The organism is Streptomyces griseocarneus, from assembly GCF_014655595.1.
Taxonomy (GTDB): domain Bacteria; phylum Actinomycetota; class Actinomycetes; order Streptomycetales; family Streptomycetaceae; genus Streptomyces; species Streptomyces griseocarneus.
This window is the reverse complement of the sequence record NZ_BNBL01000001.1, coordinates 1,321,360-1,338,487: the sequence shown is the minus strand read 5'-3', so window position 1 is coordinate 1,338,487 and position 17,128 is coordinate 1,321,360. Positions and strand designations below refer to the sequence as shown.

The following is a 17,128-nucleotide window of genomic DNA, read 5'->3' as shown; positions in this document are numbered from 1 at the left end:
CCAAGGAGAAAGGAATCACAGTGCCCCGCACCATCCTCGATGTCCATGTCCTCCAAGTGGTCCCGCCCAGCAATCTCAATCGCGACGACACGGGCACACCGAAGTCTGCGTACTACGGAGGAGTCCGGCGGGCGCGGGTATCAAGCCAGGCGTGGAAGCGCGTCACCCGGAAGGCATTCGATGACCTGCTGCCTCCCGAAGAACTCGGTGTCCGGACGAAGAAGGTCACCGAAGCGCTGGCCGAGTGCATCGTCGCCAAGGACAAGTCTCTGGAAGCGGTTGCGGTCCAGCTGGCCACCGAGACGCTGAAGGCGGCGACGGGCACCAAGATCGATCCGCCGAAGCGGAAGCCGAAGGACGGTGACGACGTTTCCGCCGCGCCCGTGTCCTCGTACCTGATGTTCCTGAGCAGGCGGCAGCTGGACGCACTCGCCGACGTGGCGATCGAAGGCAGCGGATCCGACGGGGACGTCAGGACGCTCACGGACCACCTCAAGGACAAGGGCAACAAGGCCCGGGCCCGGCAGGCGGTGAACTCCCGGCATTCGGTGGACATCGCGCTCTTCGGGCGCATGGTCGCCGACTCCGCCGATCTCAACGTGGAGGCCGCCACACAGGTGGCGCACGCCATCAGCGTGCACAAGTCGGACATCGAGTCCGACTACTACACTGCGGTGGACGACCTCAGCCGCGAGGACGAGTCCGGCGCCGGCATGATCGGCACCGTCGACTTCAACTCCGCCACCCTCTACCGCTACGCGGCCGTGGACGTCGACGAGTTGCAGCGCAATCTCGGCCTCGGACTGCGAGACGAGGAGGGGCCGAGCACCCCGGCGGAGAAGGCGGTCGTCGCGTTCCTGGAGGCATTCATCACCTCGCTGCCGACCGGGAAGGTCAACACTTTCGGCAACCACACCCTGCCTTCCGCCGTGATCGTGAAGCTCCGGGACCGCCGACCGGTGAGCTTCGTCGGCGCGTTCGAGGAGCCGGTGCCCCAGGCAACGGGCGGCGGGTACCTGCGCGAGACCTGCCGCCGACTGGCCGAGTACGTACCGGACCTGGAAACACAGTACGGAATCGCAACGCCCGACCACACCTGGGTCTTCCGCGTCGGGAACGAGACCGAGGCACTCGCACCACTGGGCCGACCCGTCTCCCAGGACGTTCTGCTGCGGGAAGTCCGCGCGGCGGTGGCACAGCGGCTGACGCCCGGAGCAGGCGCATGACGGTGCTGCTGTTGCGGCTCGCCGGCCCTCTGCAAGCCTGGGGCTCGGCCGCCCGCTTCGCCCGCCGCAGCACCGAGAACGCGCCCACCAAGAGCGGTGTGCTCGGTCTGCTCGCCGCTGCCGAGGGCCGCCCTCGTGGCGCCGACCTCTCCGATCTGGCCGCGCTGCGGTTCGGCGTACGGATCGATCAGCCCGGCTCCCGCCTGCGGGACTTTCACACCGCCCACCACGCCGACTCCGGCAAGTCCATGCCGCTGTCCGAACGCTTCTACCTCGCCGACGCCGTGTTCGTGGCCGGAGTAGAGGGGGAGACGGCGCTGCTGCAACGCCTGTGCGATGCCGTGCGCGCCCCGCGGTTCCTCCCCTACCTCGGCCGACGCTCATGCCCTCCCTCGGCCCCCCTCGACCTGGGCCCGCCGCTGCCGGACACCACCCTCGAAATGGCCCTGCGCACCGCACCCTGGCAGGCATCCCGCTGGTACCGGCGGCGTGTCGAACACGCCACGGGCAGCCGCCGCACCCCGGACGGCCCACCGCCCCTGGACCTGCTGATCGACTGCCCCCCGGCCGACGTCCCGCACCTGTCCCTGCGCGATACGCCGGTGAGCTTCGACCCACGGCACAGGCAGTACGAGCTGCGCGGCATCGTCACCGGCCACGTCGATGCACCAGCGCTCCCGCCGAGGACCGTACCGGCGCCACACGACCCGACCACCGGCCTCCGCCTCCTCGCCCCGCCCGCGAGCGCCGGCACGACAGACCACAGCCCGAGGTCCAGCTGATGTACCTGACCCGCTTCCGCATCAACACCGCACGTGCCGGCGCACGTCGGCTGCTCGGATCACCGAACTTCATGCACGGCGCCGTGAACATGGCCTTCCCCGACCCACCGCCTCGCGACGGCACCGAGCCGCGCGTGCTGTGGCGAGTGGACCCGGCCGCCGGCGGCCGCGCCGACCTGTTCATCGTCAGCCCGGGCCGGCCCGACCTGACCCACCTCGTCGAGGAAGCGGGCTGGCCCGGCCTGGAACAGCCCGGATGGACCACCTTCGCCTACGACGAGTTCCTCGACCGCCTCACCCCGGGCAGCACTTGGGGCTTCCGGCTCACCGCCAACCCCGTGCACAACATCCGCAGGCCAGTGGATTCCAAGGACACCCCAACGAAGCGAGCAGCGCACGTCACTCCCCGCCACCAGATCGGCTGGCTGCTCCAACGGCAGAAACGTGGCGGCTTCGAAGTCGTACACACCCCCGCCGAGCGCCGCCTGACCGAACACGGTCACTCCCACGAAGTGATCGTGCACGACCGGATGCCCCTGGAGTTCCGCAAGAGTGACGCTGCAGCCGTCGCCCGTCACCAGGTCCGGTTCACCCGGGTCACCTTCGACGGTCGGCTGCGCGTCACCGACGTCGACGTCTTCCGCCGCACCCTCACCCACGGGCTGGGCAAGGCCAAGGCCTATGGTTGCGGCCTCATGACCCTCACCCCCCTCCAGGGCTCATGAGCACGGTCGGCCGACGCGGCACCTCCACGCCCCACGAACTGACCCGGGTCGGCGACCGCATCTCCTTCGTCTACCTGGAACGCTGCACGGTCCACCGCGAGGACAACGCGATCACGGCCACGGACGCGGACGGCGTCACCCACATCCCCTCCGCGACCATCGGAACCCTTCTCCTGGGCCCGGGCACCCGCGTCACCCACCAGGCCATGTCCGTGCTCGGGGAATGCGGGGCCGGCGTCGTCTGGATCGGCGAGCACGGCGTGCGCTTCTATGCGGGCGGCCGCGCCCTCACCCGCTCCTCCCACCTCTTAGAAGCGCAGGCCACAGCCTGGGCCAACCGTCGCAGCCGCCTCGACGTCGCACGTGCCATGTACCGGCTGCGCTTCCCTGACGACGACCCGTCCACCCGCACACGGCAGCAGTTGCTCAACATGGAGGGCCGCCGGGTCAAGGAGTGCTACCGCCGCGAGTCAACCCGCACCGGAGTCCCCTGGCGCCGACGCGACTACCACCACGGTGACTTCGCCGCCGGCGACCCCGCCAACCAGGCCGTCACCGCGGCCGCCCAATGCATGTACGGCATCGCCCACTCCGTCGTGGCGGCACTCGGCTGCGCAGCCGGACTGGGCTTCGTGCACTCCGGACACGAACGCTCCTTCGTCCTCGACATCGCCGACCTCTATAAGACCGACATCGGCATCCCGGCTGCCTTCGACGCAGCCGCCCAAGGCGAAGAAGACGTCGCAGCCCGCACCCGCCGTGCCCTCAGAGACCGCATCAACACTTCCGGCCTGCTCGACCGCTGCGTACGAGACATCAAAGGCCTCCTCCTTGCACACCATCCCCCGCAGGAAACAGACGACGTGCCCGACCAGGTAAGTCTCCAATCGGACGGCGGTCTGCTCGTCCAAAGCGGACGCAACTATGACTGTGCCCCCACCGAGGGCCGCAACTGGGAGGAGCCCATCTGGTGACCGTCATCGTCCTCGCCAACTGCCCCGCAGGCCTGCGCGGATTCCTCACCCGCTGGCTCCTCGAAATCTCCCCCGGCGTCTTCCTCGGCTCTCCCACCACCCGCGTACGCGACATCCTCTGGGAAGAGGTCCGCCAGTACCGCGGCAAAGGCCGGGCCCTGCTCGCCTACCAGACCAACAACGAACAAGGCTTTGCCTTCGCCACCCATGAACACGCCTGGCACCCCACCGACCACGAAGGCCTCGTCCTCCTCCACCGCCCCTCCCCACAGGCACCCCCCACGGCTGGGAGCAAACCACCGAGCCCGCCGCGCCAAGGTTGGAGCAAGGCAGCGAAGCGACGGCGCTTCGGAAGTCGGTAGGAGGGCCACCCCATGCGCTCCCGGCTGGCGCCCAAGCATTCAACGGTCTCAATATGTCCGTTTCGCAAGAAGCGATCGAAATCCATTCCCTGCCCGCCTAAAAGCCCAGCTCACGGCTTGTGGTCCCCGCGCCTGCGGGGGTGGTCCCCTGCGCCCCACCATCACGAAATGGGCGGCCGGGTGGTCCCCGCGCCTGCGGGGGTGGTCCATATTGCCCGACGTGTCATAGAGCCGGAAACCGGTGGTCCCCGCGCCTGCGGGGGTGGTCCCTACGTGACCGGCGTGAGCGGCTGGACGATCAAGTGGTCCCCGCGCCTGCGGGGGTGGTCCTTCGCCGATCTCGTCATCAGGTCGTCCGACGGTGTGGTCCCCGCGCCTGCGGGGGTGGTCCCTTGCCGGTAGCTGCTTGGCGTTGAGTCGATCGGTGGTCCCCGCGCCTGCGGGGGTGGTCCCACGACGGCCTCGAGGTGGCCGAGTGCCTCGTGGTGGTCCCCGCGCCTGCGGGGGTGGTCCCTGATAGCGCTTCAGCCGCTCGATCGCATACCGGTGGTCCCCGCGCCTGCGGGGGTGGTCCCTGGACAGGTACATGTAGGATGAACTTAAAAAAGTGGTCCCCGCGCCTGCGGGGGTGGTCCCGCGTCGAGCCGATCGAGTTCGCCATGCACAGGGTGGTCCCCGCGCCTGCGGGGGTGGTCCCTCCCAGGGCATGCTCTACCACCTGACCGGCTCGTGGTCCCCGCGCCTGCGGGGGTGGTCCCGCTCGGGCGCTCCTACGCCGACGCACTCGGCTGTGGTCCCCGCGCCTGCGGCGGTGGTCCCCCGATGGACGACACCACCACCGCACGGCGCGTGTGGTCCCCACGCCTGCGGGGGTGGTCCCTGGGTCGCCCACCAGATGTAGACCCCGAGCGCGTGGTCCCCGCGCCTGCGGGGGTGGTCCCTCCCCGCCGGCCGCACCGGCGGGGCCTGCGCCATGTGGTCCCCGCGCCTGCGGGGGTGGTCCCCCAAGAGGAGCTACCTGACCGGCCAGGACCGCGTGGTCCCCGCGCCTGCGGGGGTGGTCCCAGCCGGAAGTCCTCATATCGGGTGACGGCGGCGTGGACCCCGCGCCTGCGGGGGTGGTCCCGCGATGTCCTCGTAGAAGCCGAGGGCCTCGGGGTGGTCTCCGGCGCCGTCTGCAGAGACAGCTCCCGTTCGGAAACCGCCCGGAAACCGTGCGGTGGGCGGCGGCCGGTGAGGCGCTGGATGGTGTCGGTCGAGCGGTCCTCCGCTCACACCGAGTTGACGAAGCTCTCGCCGCTCACGCGGCGGGCTGAGCGCAAAGATTCGCTTGGCGGCCGAGGGCGGCCTGCGGCCACTTGCCCTGCTGATCACGCCGCCGGGGCACTGGGGCGCCGCCCCGCGAATGGTCCCCGTCCTGCACCGGATCCGTGTGCCGCGCCCCCGGGCCATCCAAGTGGAGACACACGTCTTTCACGGCACGGTGACCCGCGCCGCGGTCCCGGCTCTGGCTCCGGCCGTGATCTGTCCGGCGATACCTGCCGTTGCACGGGGTGGCTGCCGCCCCGATGCCCGGACAGGGCACCCCACATGACGCCCCATATGATGGGCTGCAACCCGTCGGGATAGTAGGAGACGTCGCAATTGCCCGCGCCGCACGAGGTGACTCGCATCCGTTTGCTCGGTCCCGTTCAGTACGTTTCGGCGCAGGGGACGGCCACCCGGCCCGGCGCTCCGGGGCCGCAGACCGTGCTGGCGGCGCTGTCGTTGCGCGCGGGGAACCTGGTGACCATCGACAAGTTGATCGACGGTCTGTATCACGACGATCCGCCGTCCACCGCCCGGCGGGTGGTCGTGAACTATGTGCACCGGCTGCGGACGCACTTCGACCGGGTGGACGCGGACGGCGGGGGACGTCCGTCCTCGGTCATCGAGACCACGGCCGACGGGTACGTGCTGCGGCTTCCCGAGGAGTGTGTCGACGCGCTGCGGTTCGGCCTGCTCACGGCGCGGGCCAGGCAACGGGCCCGGGACGGTGAGCTGTTGGCCGCCGTGGCCTGTCTGGAGGAGGCGCTCGGGATGTGGCGGGGCCCCGCGCTGGCGGGGCTGCCCGGGCCCGGTGCGGAGGACCAGCGGCGTGCGCTGGCCGAGCAGCGGGCGTCCGCGGTGGAGCACCGTCTGGAGCTGCTGCTCGAGTGCGGGCGCGCGTCGGAGCTGGTGCCGGACATCCTGCGTGCTCTGGAGGCGTACCCGTACCGGGAGCGGTTGCACGGTGCGCTGATGGTGGCGCTCTACCGTTCCGGGCGCGGCGCCGAGGCGCTGCTGGCCTACGACGATGCCCGTCGGGTGCTCGCGGACGAGCTGGGCGTCGAGGCGGGGCCGGCCCTCCGGGAGCTGCACGCGGCCATCCTGGCGGAGGACCGGGCGCTCCTCGCGGCCCCTGCCGTGGCGGACGGGGGGACACCCTCGCGGGACGAGCAGGTGCGGCCGGCTGTTCGGGGCCCGCGGGGGCCCGCTCAGCTCCCGCCCGTGCCCTGCGACTTCACCGGGCGGCACGACCAGATATCCGCGCTGGTCTCCGCGCTGACCGGCGGTGCCGAGCACGCCGTCGCGGTCATCACGGGGATGGGCGGGGTCGGCAAGACCACACTGGCTCTGCGCGCGGCGCACGCCGTTGCCGGGGCCTATCCCGACGGTCAGCTGTACGCGAATCTGCGCGGGCCGGACGGTGCGCCGTGCGACCCGGCCGGGATCCTGGCGGGCTTTCTGACGGCCCTGGGCGTTCCGCACGAGCGCTTCCCGGTTTCGCTCGCCGACCGCACGGCACTGTTCCGCACCATGCTGTCGCAGCGCGCCGTACTGGTCGTGCTGGACAACGCCACCAGTGTGGCGCAGGTCGAACCGCTGCTGCCGGGCGCGGCCCGGTGCGCCGTGCTGATCACGGCCCGGGCCCTGGCGGCGATGCCCGCCGTCCTCACCGTGCCTTTGGTGGGTCTGGGTCCCGACGATGCCGTGGAGCTGATCGGCAAGGTCGCCGGGGCGCGGCGGCTCGAGGAGGAGCCGGGTGCCGTCGCGGCGCTGGCGGCGGCCTGCGGGTACCTGCCGCTGGCGCTGCGCGCGGCCGGGGCCCGTCTGGCGGCGCGGCCCGCGTGGACCGTGGCGACGCTGCTGGCTCGGGTGTCGGACCAGGCCAGGCTGCTCGGGGAGCTCCGGGTGGGTGAGCTGACGGTCCAGGCGGTCTTCGAACTGTCGACTTCGCAGCTGGCTCCCGGGCAGGCCCGTGCGTTCATGGCGCTGTCCGTCCCGCACTGCGCGGCATTCGACGTCCAGTTCGCGGCCGCCGTTCTCGAACTGCCGGAGCAGGACGCCGAGACGGTGCTGGAAGCACTGGTCGACGCCGTGCTCCTGGAGACCCGCGCACCGGGCCGCTACCAGTTCCACGACCTGGTCGGCGCGTACGCACGGGCGAAGGCACAGGCTGAGCTGACCGAAGGGGAACGCCGTGCGGTGGTGCGCCGCGCGGCCGACTACCTGTGTGCCAGCGTCGTGGCCGCGGTGCGGGCCACTCAGCCGCTGGCCGGGCCGCTGACCGCGGAGATCCACCCGCGGCGGTCGGCGGGCGCGGAGGTGGGCAGCGGGCGCGAGGCGATGGTGTGGATGCAGGGTGCGCTGCCCACGCTGGCCGCGGTCGTCGAGCAGGCGGCGGCCAGCGGCGACCCCGACGCGGTGGCACTGGCCGTGGACATCGTCACGCTCGTGCCCTGCTTCGAGGACGTCGTGCCGTTGGCGCCGCTCGCGCAGGCCGCGAGCGCGCTGGTCCCTGCCGCCCTGGCGCACTGCGGCGGGAACATCGCGGGCACCGCCCACTACGCGGCGGGAGTGATCCTCAAGAAGCACTCCTCCCCCGAGTCCCTCCGCCGCTCACGGGCACACCTGCTGAAGGTCCTGGAGATCTTCGATGGCGTTCCCGCGCCGGGCGACGGCCACCGGCCCTTCCTGCTGGTGCTGTTCACGCTGGCGATGCTGGCCGAACTGGACCTCCAGGTCGGGGACTTCGCGTCGGCCCGCGCCTTCGCGGAGCGGTCGGTGGCCCTGGCCGCTGCCAGCGGCGACCGGGAGCTGGTCGCGCGGCGGCGCACCGTCCTGCTCCAGATCGAGGTCGAGGATCCGGACCGGCGGACGGACCTGGACCGCATCGCGGCGCGGTGCCGGGAGCTGACGGGAGTCTTCACCCGGAGCGAGGACGAGAAGTGGCTGATCAGGGTGATGTTGACGGAGGCGGACTGCCTGCTGCGCGGTGGCGGCCACGCGGCGGCGGCCGCGCTGTACCGCCGGGTGCTGGAACGTGCCCGGTCCAGCGGCCAGGCCCGCAACGAGACGGAGTGCTTGTTCCGGCTCTCCGAGGCTCTCCTGGCGACCGGGGACACCGGGGCCGCCGTCGACACCGCGCGGGATGCCCTGGCCGGCGCCCGGCTGGCCCAGGAACCGCTGCTGATGGCGCGCAGCCACGAGGCTCTCGGCAGGGCCCTGCGGGCGGTGGGCGGCGAGGACACGGCGGCCGACGCGCACCTGGCGCAGGCCGCGGAGCTGTACCGGGGGCTGAGAGAGGCCGCGGGGACGATGGCGGACGCCGTGGCCGGGTCCCGTCCGGGGGCGGTGCCGCAGCACCCGGACGGGACCTGATCACCTCGGTCCGGGCCTCACCGCCCGTTCGCCCGCAAGTTCACCCCACCGGCAGCTCCCTGCGGTTGCGGACCGGGCCGTGGAGGAGAAGCAGGGCGCACAGGGCGTTGCCCGTGTAGAGGATCCACAGGGCGCCGCGGTCGCTGAGGGCGGTGGCGAGGGCGCCGCCCAGGAGGCTGCCGACCGGGACCGTTCCGTACATGACGAAGCGGATGCTGGAGCTGATCCGGCCGAGCATCCCGGGCGGGCAGTACGCCTGCCGGAAGCTGACGATGATCACGTTTCCGGCGACGATGCTCGCGGTGAGGCAGAAGTCCCCGACGAGGAAGGCCGCCAGCCCCGTGCCGTCGGTGGTGAGGGGGATCAGCAGCCCGAACGGGCCGCCGCAGAAGGCGCACAGCAGCACGGCCCGGGCGGTGCCGAACGTGCGGGCCAGCAGGGGCGAGACGACGGCGCCCAGCACCCCGCCGAGGCCGACGAGGGCGATCAGCACGCCGATGGTGCGGCCGTCGACGCCGACCGTGCGGCTCAGGAACACGATCGAGAGCGCCTGGGTGCCCGCGAGGAAGAGGTTCATGCCGGCGTCGCACAGCAGGATGGTCCGCAGATAGGGGTCCCGGACGAGGAAGGCGAGGCCTTCGCGGATCTCCGGGCCGAGGGCGGGGGCCCTGCGTCGCTCACCGCCCGGCGGGCCCTCCCGCACCCGGATCCGGGTCAGCATGAGTGCCGATGCGAGAAAGCTCAGCCCGTCCGCGAGGAACCCGAAGACCGCTCCCCCGGCCTGGACGAGCGCGCCGCCCGCGCTCGGCGCGACGACGTCGGCGGCCGATTCGCTGGTCTCGAGCTTGGCGTTGCCGTCCGCGAGGTCCTCGCGCGGCAGCAGGGCCGGGACGTAGGCGCTGTAGGCCGCACGGAAGAAGACGTCGGCGGTGCCGGACAGGACGCCCACCAGGAGCAGTTGACCGACCGAGAGGGCGTCCAGCCAGGCGGCCGCCGCCACGGAGAGGAGCAGCACCGCCGAGACGGCATTGCACACGATCATCACGGGGCGGCGGCGCATGCGGTCGACCCAGGCCCCGGCGGGCAGGCCGATCAGCAGCCAGGGCACCCATGCGGCGGCGTTCAGCACACTCATGGTCATCGAGCTCGCGTGCAGGGTGCCCACGGCGATCAGCGGCAGCATCACGCGCGTCGCCGCGCTGCCGGCCTGGCTGATCGACTCCCCCGCCCACAGCAGCCGGAAGTCACGGTGCCGCAAGGAGCCCTTCATCGGGCCGGCCTGTACCGGAGGACCGCGCCGATCCGCGCGAGCGGCTGCTCGGCCATCATGTCGCCGTGGGCGCAGGCGAGGTCGTGCCGGTCGATGTGACCCGTCACGTAGGGCCGCCACGACTCGGAGCCGACGACGTCGGCGTCGGCGCCCGCGTCCGCGTCCGCGTCGAGTGCCGCGGTGAAGAGGGTGACGTCGCCGTGGAAGCGGCCGGGACGGTGGTGGTCCGCGAGCGTGCCGTGGTGGACGAACGCCTCGCCGACGGCCGCGATCACGTCCGTTCCGAGGCCGGCCAGCGGCCCGTCCGGGGCGCCTGCCAGCCGGCCGAACTCGGCTTCGTCGATCGGGGTGTCCGCCACCGCGCAGCCCAGGGACGCGAGGAGTTCGGCCCGCGCGTCCCCTGGGGGGCGTTCCTCCGCGCCGGGATCGGCGGGGTAGCCGTCGAGCATCACCAGTTCGGCGACCTCCGCTCCCCGCGCCTGGAGGTGGACCGCCACGGCGTGCGCGACGACCGCGCCGAACGACCAGCCGAGGAGGTGGTACGGGCCGGCCGGCTGGACGGTACGGATCAGGTCGGCGTAGTCCTCCGCCATGGCCGCGACGCTCGCCGGGCGGGCGTCGGGGTCGCGCAACGCCCTTGCCTGGAGGGCGTACACCGGCCGGTCGGGGCCGAGGTGTGCGGGCAGCCCCGAGTACACCCAGCCGATCCCGGCCCCGGGGTGCACGCAGAACAGCGGGGGCATCCCGCCGCCGGCCCGGAGGGGGATCAGGGGCGTCAGCGAGTCGTGCGCGTCGTCCGCGGCGAGTCGCGCGGCCAGCCCGGCAGGGGTGGGTGCCTGGAAGAGGTCCTGGATGCCGAGCCCGGCCCCGAGTGCGGTGCGGGCGCGGGAGATGAGCCGGGCGGCGAGCAGCGAGTGTCCGCCGAGGTCGAAGAAGCTGTCGTCGACACCGACTTCGGGCAGGCCCAGGACCTCGGCGAACAGGCCCGCCAGCGTCGATTCCTCCGGCGTGCGGGGCGCACGGGAGCCCGCTCCCGCCGCGTGGTCGGGGCGGGGCAGCGCGGCCCGGTCCAGCTTGCCGTTCGGTGTCAGCGGAAAGGCTTCCAGTACGGCGAACGCCGACGGCACCATGTGCTCCGGCAGCAGCGACGCCACCTCACGGCGCAGGGCGGCCACCTCGAGCGTGCGGCCGCTCACGGGCACGACGTGGGCGACGAGCCGCTTGCCGCCGGGGCCGTCCTCGCGGACGCTCACCGCGGCCCCCGCCACGTCCGGGATCCGGGCCAGAACAGCCTCGATCTCACCCGGTTCGACGCGGAAGCCCCGGATCTTCACCTGCTCGTCCGCCCGGCCGAGGAACTCCAGGACGCCATCGCGGTCCCACCGCACCAGATCGCCCGTGCGGTACATCCGCTCGCCCGAGGCGAACGGGCACGCCACGAACCGCTCCGCCGTCAGGGCCGGCCGGTTCAGGTAACCGCGGGCCAGCCCCGCACCGGCGATGTACAGCTCGCCCGCGACGCCGGGCGGCACGGGTCGCAGCGCCGCGTCCAGGACGTACGCCCGCGTGTTGGCGACCGGGCGGCCGACCAGGGGGCGGGCGCTGTCCGCCAGGTCCCACCACAGGGCGTCGACCGTGCACTCGGTCGGGCCGTAGAAGTTGAAGGAGAGCATGCCGTCCACCTGCCGCAGCCGGTGCCACAGGGCGGAGCCGGCGGCCTCGCCGCCGATCTCGAAGACCCGAGGGGGACGGTCCAGCAGGCCCTCCTCGACGAGCTGTTCGGCGTGGGTGGGCGTGACGCCGATGACGTCGATGCGAGCGTCGGCGACGTGGCGCACCAGGGCGCCCGCGTCCCGGCGGACGTCGTCACCGATGACGTGCAGCTCATGGCCGGCGACCATCCACAGCAGGTCGTCCCAGAAGGCGTCGAAGGACAGCGAGGTCGTCAGGGCCACGCGCATGGGCCGGGCCCCGTACGCCTCCTCGGCGCGGGTCATGACGCCGGCGCGGTGGAAGGCGTAGAGGTTGCGCAGCCCGGCGTGGTCGGTGACGACGCCCTTGGGCCGGCCGGTGGAGCCGGAGGTGTGGATGATGTACGCGGCGTTGCCGGGCCGCACCCCGCGCCCGAGGTTGCCCGCGGGCTCGGCGGCGGTGGCGGGGTCGTCGGCGAGCAGCCGAGGGGTGTCGCCGAGCGGCAGCCGGTCCGCCGTCACCGAGTCGGTGACGACGAGGGCGGGTGCCGCGTCCTCCAGCAGCAGGGCGATGCGCTCCGCCGGGTAGCCGGTGTCGACGGGCAGGCAGGCGGCGCCGGACTTGAGGACGGCGAGCAGCGCCACCACCGACTCCTCTGACCTGGGCAGCGCCACCGCCACCACCCGCTCGGGCCCCGCGCCGGCCCGCACCATGCGGCGGGCCAGCCGGTTGGCCCTGGCGTTGAGCTCGCTGAAGGTCAGCGCCGAGTCCTCGTGCACCACGGCCGTGGCCTGCGGTGTGCGCGCCACCTGGGCCTCGAACAGCTCCGGTACGGTCGCGGGGGGCACCGGCAGCCCGGTGTCGTTCCACCGCACCAGCATCCGGTCGTGGTCCTCGGCCGACAGCGGGTCCGCCGCGCTCACCGGCCGGGCCGGGTCGGCGGCGAGTCCGCCCAGGACCCGCGCGAGGGCCGCGGCGATGTCGGCCGCCGTCCGTGGGTCGAAGAGGTCCGCCGCGAAGTGGAGGGATCCGCTGATCCCGGCCGGGCCGCCTTCGGCGTCCCGCCGTTCCTGGACGTCGACGGTCAAGTCGAACTGCGCCGCGTCGAAGCGGAGCGGCTCGTCGCAGACGTCGAGGCCGGCGAGGGACAGGGTGTCGTCGGCGGTTTCCTGGAGCTGGAACATGACCTGGAAGAGGGGGTGGCGGGCGAGGGAGCGGTCCGGATTGAGGGCCTCGACGACGCGCTCGAAGGGCACGTCCTGGTGCTCGTACGCCGCCAGATCCGCCTCCCGCACACGGGACAGCAACTCCACGAAACCCGGGTCGCCGGAGACGTCCGTACGCAGGACCAGAGTGTTGACGAAGAAACCCACCAGATCGTCCAGGGCCTCGTCCGCACGCCCCGCCACCGGAGTACCGATCGGAATGTCCGTACCGGCACCAAGCCGCGACAACAGCACCGCAAGACCCGCCTGCAACACCATGAACAACGTGCACCCATTCGACCGCGCCAGCTCCAGCAGCCGGGCGTGCAACGCCGCATCCAGTTCCACCGGAACCGAACCGCCCGCATAACTGGCCACCGCCGGACGCGGCCGGTCGAAAGGCAGGGGAAGCTCGGAAGGGATGCCGGCGAGGTGCTTCCGCCAGAATTCCAGCTGCCGGGACGCGACACTGTCCGGGTCGTTCTCCTTCCCCAGCAACTCCCGCTGCCAGAGGGTGTAGTCCGCGTACTGCACCGGTAGCGGCTCCCACCCCGGAGCGCTCCCCCGCGTGCGGTCCTCGTACGCCTGCGCCAGGTCGCGGAAGAGCGGCCCCCATGACCAGCCGTCGAGCGCGATGTGGTGGACCACCAGGGCCAGCACGTGCTCGTCCTCGCCCAGCGCGAAGAGCGTGGCCCGCACCGGAGGCCGCTGGGCGAGGTCGAACTCCTCCGCCACCGAACGCTCCAGAACGTCGCCCGGGCCGGCCGGCCCGCAGTCGATGACATCCAGCTCCACGGTGGCGGCCTCTGCCGGGAGCACCCGCTGGCAGGGCTCGCCGTCCACTTCGGGGAACACCGTGCGCAGGGCCTCGTGACGACCGGCGACATCCGTCAGGGCGGCGGCGAGGGCGGCACGGTCCAGAGGTCCGCGCAGCCGCAGGGCGAACGGGCAGTTGTAGTTGACCCCCTGCCCCGTGCGGCTCAGGAACCACAGGCGCCGCTGAGCGAACGACAGCGGCAGCTCGGCCGGGCGGTCCGCGGCCCGCAGCGCCGGACGGGCCGGGCCGAAGCGGTCCAGGCCGGCCGCCAGGCCCGCGACGGTCGGGGTCCGGAAGAGGTCGCGGATGCCGAGTTCGACGCCGAGTGCCGTCCGGGCGCGGGATATCAGCCGGGTCGCGAGGAGCGAGTGTCCTCCGAGGTCGAAGAAGTTGTCCTCGACGCCGGCTTCGGGCAGGCCCAGGGTCTCGGCGAACAGGCTCGCCAGAATGTCCTCGCGCGGCGTGCGCGGTGCACGGGAGCCCGCCCCCGCCGCGTAGTCGGGGAGCGGCAGTGCCTTGCGGTCCAGCTTCCCGTTCGGTGTCACCGGGAACGAGTCCAGCACCACGCACGCCGACGGCACCATGTGGTCGGGCAGCGTCGTCGCCAGCTCCCGGCGCAGTCCGGCCGCCTCGACCGTACGGTCGGCCACCGGCACGACGTACGCCACCAGCCGCTTCCCGCCGGGGCCGTCCTCGCGGACCGTCACCGCCGCCCGGGCCACACCCGGCAGCCGGACCAGCGCCGCCTCGATCTCACCCGGCTCGACACGGAAACCCCGGATCTTCACCTGCTCGTCGGCGCGCCCGAGGAACTCCAGGGCGCCGTCGCGCCCCCAGCGCACCAGGTCGCCCGTTCGGTACATCCGCTCCCCCACCGCGAACGGACAGGCCACGAACCGCTCCGCCGTCAGGGCGGGCCGGCCGAGGTAGCCGCGGGCCAGGCTCACGCCGGCGATGTACAGCTCGCCCGCGACGCCCGGCGCCACGGGCCGCAGCGTGCGGTCGAGGACGTAGACGCGGGTGTTGTCGAGGGGCAGGCCGACCAGGGGGCGTTCGCTGCGGGCGGCGTCCCACCACAGGGCGTCGACCGAGCACTCGGTCGGACCGTAGAGGTTGTAGCAGAGCGTGCCGTCGGCTTCCCGGACCCGCGTCCACAAGGTGGCTCCGGCGGCCTCGCCGCCGAGCAGGAACACTTTGGGGCGGTGCCGGGGGTCGGCCAGCAGGCCCTCCTCGACGAGCTGTTCCGCGTAGGTCGGCGTGACGTCGAGCACCTCGATGCCGGCCTCGGCGACGTGCCGGGTCATGGCGCCCGCGTCGCGGCGGATGTCGTCGCCGATGACGTGGAGTTCGTGCCCGGCGACCATCCACAGCAGCCCTTCCCAGGACGTGTCGAAGGACAGCGAGGCCGTGAGCGCCACCCGCAGGGGCCGGGGCCCGTGCATCTCCTCGGCGCGGGCGATGACGCCGGCGCGGTGGTGGGCGTAGAGGTTGCGCAGCCCGGCGTGGTCGATGAGGACGCCCTTGGGCCGGCCGGTGGAGCCGGAGGTGTGGATGATGTACGCGGCGTTGCCGGGCCGCACCTCGCACCCTAGGTCGCCGTGCGGGTACCGGGCTGTCGCCGGGTCGTCGACGAGTACCCGGTGAGTGCCGTCCGCCGCCGGCAGAGAGCCGGCGGTGGCGGAGTCCGTGACGACGAGCGCGGGGGCAGCGTCCTCCAGCAGGAGGGCTATGCGCTCTGCCGGGTACTCCAGGTCGACGGGGACGAACGCGGCACCGGCCTTGAGCACCGCGAGCAGCGCCACCACCGACTCCTCGGACCTGGGCAGCGCCAGCGCCACGACGCTCTCGGGCCCCGCGCCACGCTCGGCCAGGGCGTGGGCCAGGCGGTTGGCGCGGGCGTTGAGCTCGGCGAAGGTCAGCACGGTGTCGCCGTGCACCACCGCCGTCGCGTCCGGCGTCCGCGCGACCCGGTCCTCGAACAACTGCGGGAGCATCGCCTCAGGGACGGGCCGGGCGGTGTCGTTCCAGCCCGCCAGAACCCGCTCGCGGTCCTCGTCGGACATCGGCTCCGCCTCGCCCACCGGGCGGAAGGGGTCGGCCGCCAGCTGCCGCAGCACCCGGGTGAGGCTCGCGGCCAGGTTCTCGGCGGTCTCCGGGTCGAAGAGGTCCGCCGCGTACTCGAGCCAGCCACTGATCCCGGCCGGCCTGTCCTCGCCGTCCCGCCGCTCCTGGAAGTCGGCGGTCAGGTCGAACTTGGCGATGTCCCAGCCGACCGGCTGCTCCTCGGCCGCGACGCCGGGCAGGGTCAGAGCCGTGCCTGAGCCGTTCTCCAGCGTCATCATGACCTGGAAGAGGGGGTGGCGGGCGAGGGAGCGGTCGGGGTTGAGGGCCTCGACGACGCGTTCGAAGGGCACATCCTGGTGCTCGTACGCGGCCAGATCCGCCTCTCGGACGCGGGACAGCAGCTCCAGGAAGCTGGGGTCGCCGGAGACGTCCGTGCGCAGGACCAGGGTGTTGACGAAGAAGCCCACCAGGTCGTCCAGCGCCTCGTCCGCACGACCGGCCACCGGAGTGCCGATCGGAATGTCCGTACCGGCACCGAGCCGCGACAGCAGCACCGCAAGACCGGCCTGCAACACCATGAACAACGTGCAGCCACTCAACCGCGCGAGTTCCGACAAGCGGGCGTGCAACGCCGCATCCAGTTCCACCGGGACCGAACCGCCCGCATAACTGGCCACCGCCGGACGCGGCCGGTCGAAGGGGAGGGAGAGCTCGGCGGGGATACCGGCCAGTGCTTCCTGCCAGAAGCGGAGCTGCTGGGTGAGCGGGCTGTCCGGGTCGTCCTCCGCGCCGAGCAGTTCGCGCTGCCACAGGGTGTAGTCGACGTAGCGGACGGGCAGCGGCTCCCACAGCGGGGCGGTGCCGGTACGCCGTGCCGCGTACGCCTGCGAGAGGTCGCCCAGCAGGGGTGCCCACGACCAGCCGTCGCAGGCGATGTGGTGGATGACGAGGGAGAGCACGTGCTCGTCGGCCGAGAGGGCGAAGAGCTCGGCGCGTACGGGCAGCTCGACGGTGAGGTCGAAGATGTGGCCGGCGGCCTCGGCGAGGTCGTCGGGCAGCCGGTTCTCGGTGGTTGCCACGGTTGTCAGCCGGGGCCGCCGGTCGAGGACGTGCTGCACCGGCTCGCCATCGGATTCGGGGAACACCGTCCGCAGCAGTTCGTGGCGGCCGGCGACGTCATCCAGCGCGCCGGCGAGGGCCGCCCGGTCCAGCGGGCCGCGCAGGCGGACCGCCAGCGGGCAGTTGTAGGCGGCGCCCGTCTCGGCCATGCGGTTGAGGAACCACAGCCGGCGCTGGGCGAAGGACACAGGGAACACGGGATCTCCTTG

8 protein-coding genes, 1 pseudogene and 1 CRISPR repeat array are annotated in these 17,128 nt (G+C 72.6%); of the genes and pseudogenes, 7 read left to right on the top strand and 2 right to left on the bottom strand.

All coding sequences use genetic code 11. The features are described from left to right. Positions 1 to 20: 20 nt before the first annotated feature. The 7 genes and pseudogenes from cas7e (at position 21) to IE295_RS05330 (ending at position 8,752) form a co-directional block, all read left to right on the top strand. Positions 21 to 1,226 (top strand): type I-E CRISPR-associated protein Cas7/Cse4/CasC, encoded by a 1,206-nt coding sequence (gene cas7e, locus IE295_RS05360; protein WP_190062227.1) that lies wholly within the window; start codon positions 21 to 23, stop codon positions 1,224 to 1,226. Next, positions 1,223 to 2,008 (top strand): type I-E CRISPR-associated protein Cas5/CasD, encoded by a 786-nt coding sequence (cas5e, locus tag IE295_RS05355; protein WP_190062226.1) that lies wholly within the window; start codon positions 1,223 to 1,225, stop codon positions 2,006 to 2,008. The genes cas7e and cas5e overlap by 4 nt, the downstream gene beginning before the upstream one ends. After that, entirely contained in the window at positions 2,008 to 2,733 is a 726-nt protein-coding gene (gene cas6e, locus IE295_RS05350; protein ID WP_190062225.1) for a type I-E CRISPR-associated protein Cas6/Cse3/CasE, read from the top strand. Before cas5e ends, cas6e begins: the two co-directional genes overlap by 1 nt. Beyond that, positions 2,730 to 3,707, top strand: coding sequence for a type I-E CRISPR-associated endonuclease Cas1e (gene cas1e / locus IE295_RS05345; protein WP_190062224.1), 978 nt, complete (start codon positions 2,730 to 2,732; stop codon positions 3,705 to 3,707). Before cas6e ends, cas1e begins: the two co-directional genes overlap by 4 nt. Then, complete coding sequence (gene cas2e, locus IE295_RS05340) at positions 3,704 to 4,069, top strand: type I-E CRISPR-associated endoribonuclease Cas2e (protein ID WP_190062223.1); 366 nt, start codon at positions 3,704 to 3,706, stop codon at positions 4,067 to 4,069. The genes cas1e and cas2e overlap by 4 nt, the downstream gene beginning before the upstream one ends. A 119-nt stretch (positions 4,070 to 4,188) precedes the next feature. Next, a CRISPR array of direct repeats spans positions 4,189 to 5,195; the repeat unit is 29 nt; unit sequence GTGGTCCCCGCGCCTGCGGGGGTGGTCCC. 148 nt (positions 5,196 to 5,343) lie between these two features. Beyond that, a pseudogene (locus IE295_RS05335) lies at positions 5,344 to 5,546 on the top strand (IS5/IS1182 family transposase); the annotation flags it as partial. Between the two features lie 200 nt (positions 5,547 to 5,746). Beyond that, positions 5,747 to 8,752, top strand: a complete 3,006-nt coding sequence (locus tag IE295_RS05330; protein WP_224323362.1) for an AfsR/SARP family transcriptional regulator — start codon at positions 5,747 to 5,749, stop codon at positions 8,750 to 8,752. A 40-nt stretch (positions 8,753 to 8,792) separates the two neighbouring features. Here IE295_RS05330 and IE295_RS05325 read toward each other — a convergent pair whose 3' ends face one another. Together IE295_RS05325 and IE295_RS05320 are read right to left on the bottom strand one after the other, a co-directional pair. Further along, on the bottom strand, positions 8,793 to 10,022 hold the full coding sequence (locus IE295_RS05325; RefSeq protein WP_190062221.1) for an MFS transporter: 1,230 nt from the start codon (positions 10,020 to 10,022) through the stop codon (positions 8,793 to 8,795). Next, the gene (locus IE295_RS05320) at positions 10,019 to 17,116 is read right to left on the bottom strand and encodes a non-ribosomal peptide synthetase (RefSeq protein WP_190062220.1); all 7,098 of its coding nucleotides are present in this window, start codon (positions 17,114 to 17,116) and stop codon (positions 10,019 to 10,021) included. The genes IE295_RS05325 and IE295_RS05320 overlap by 4 nt, the downstream gene beginning before the upstream one ends. Positions 17,117 to 17,128: the final 12 nt, after the last annotated feature.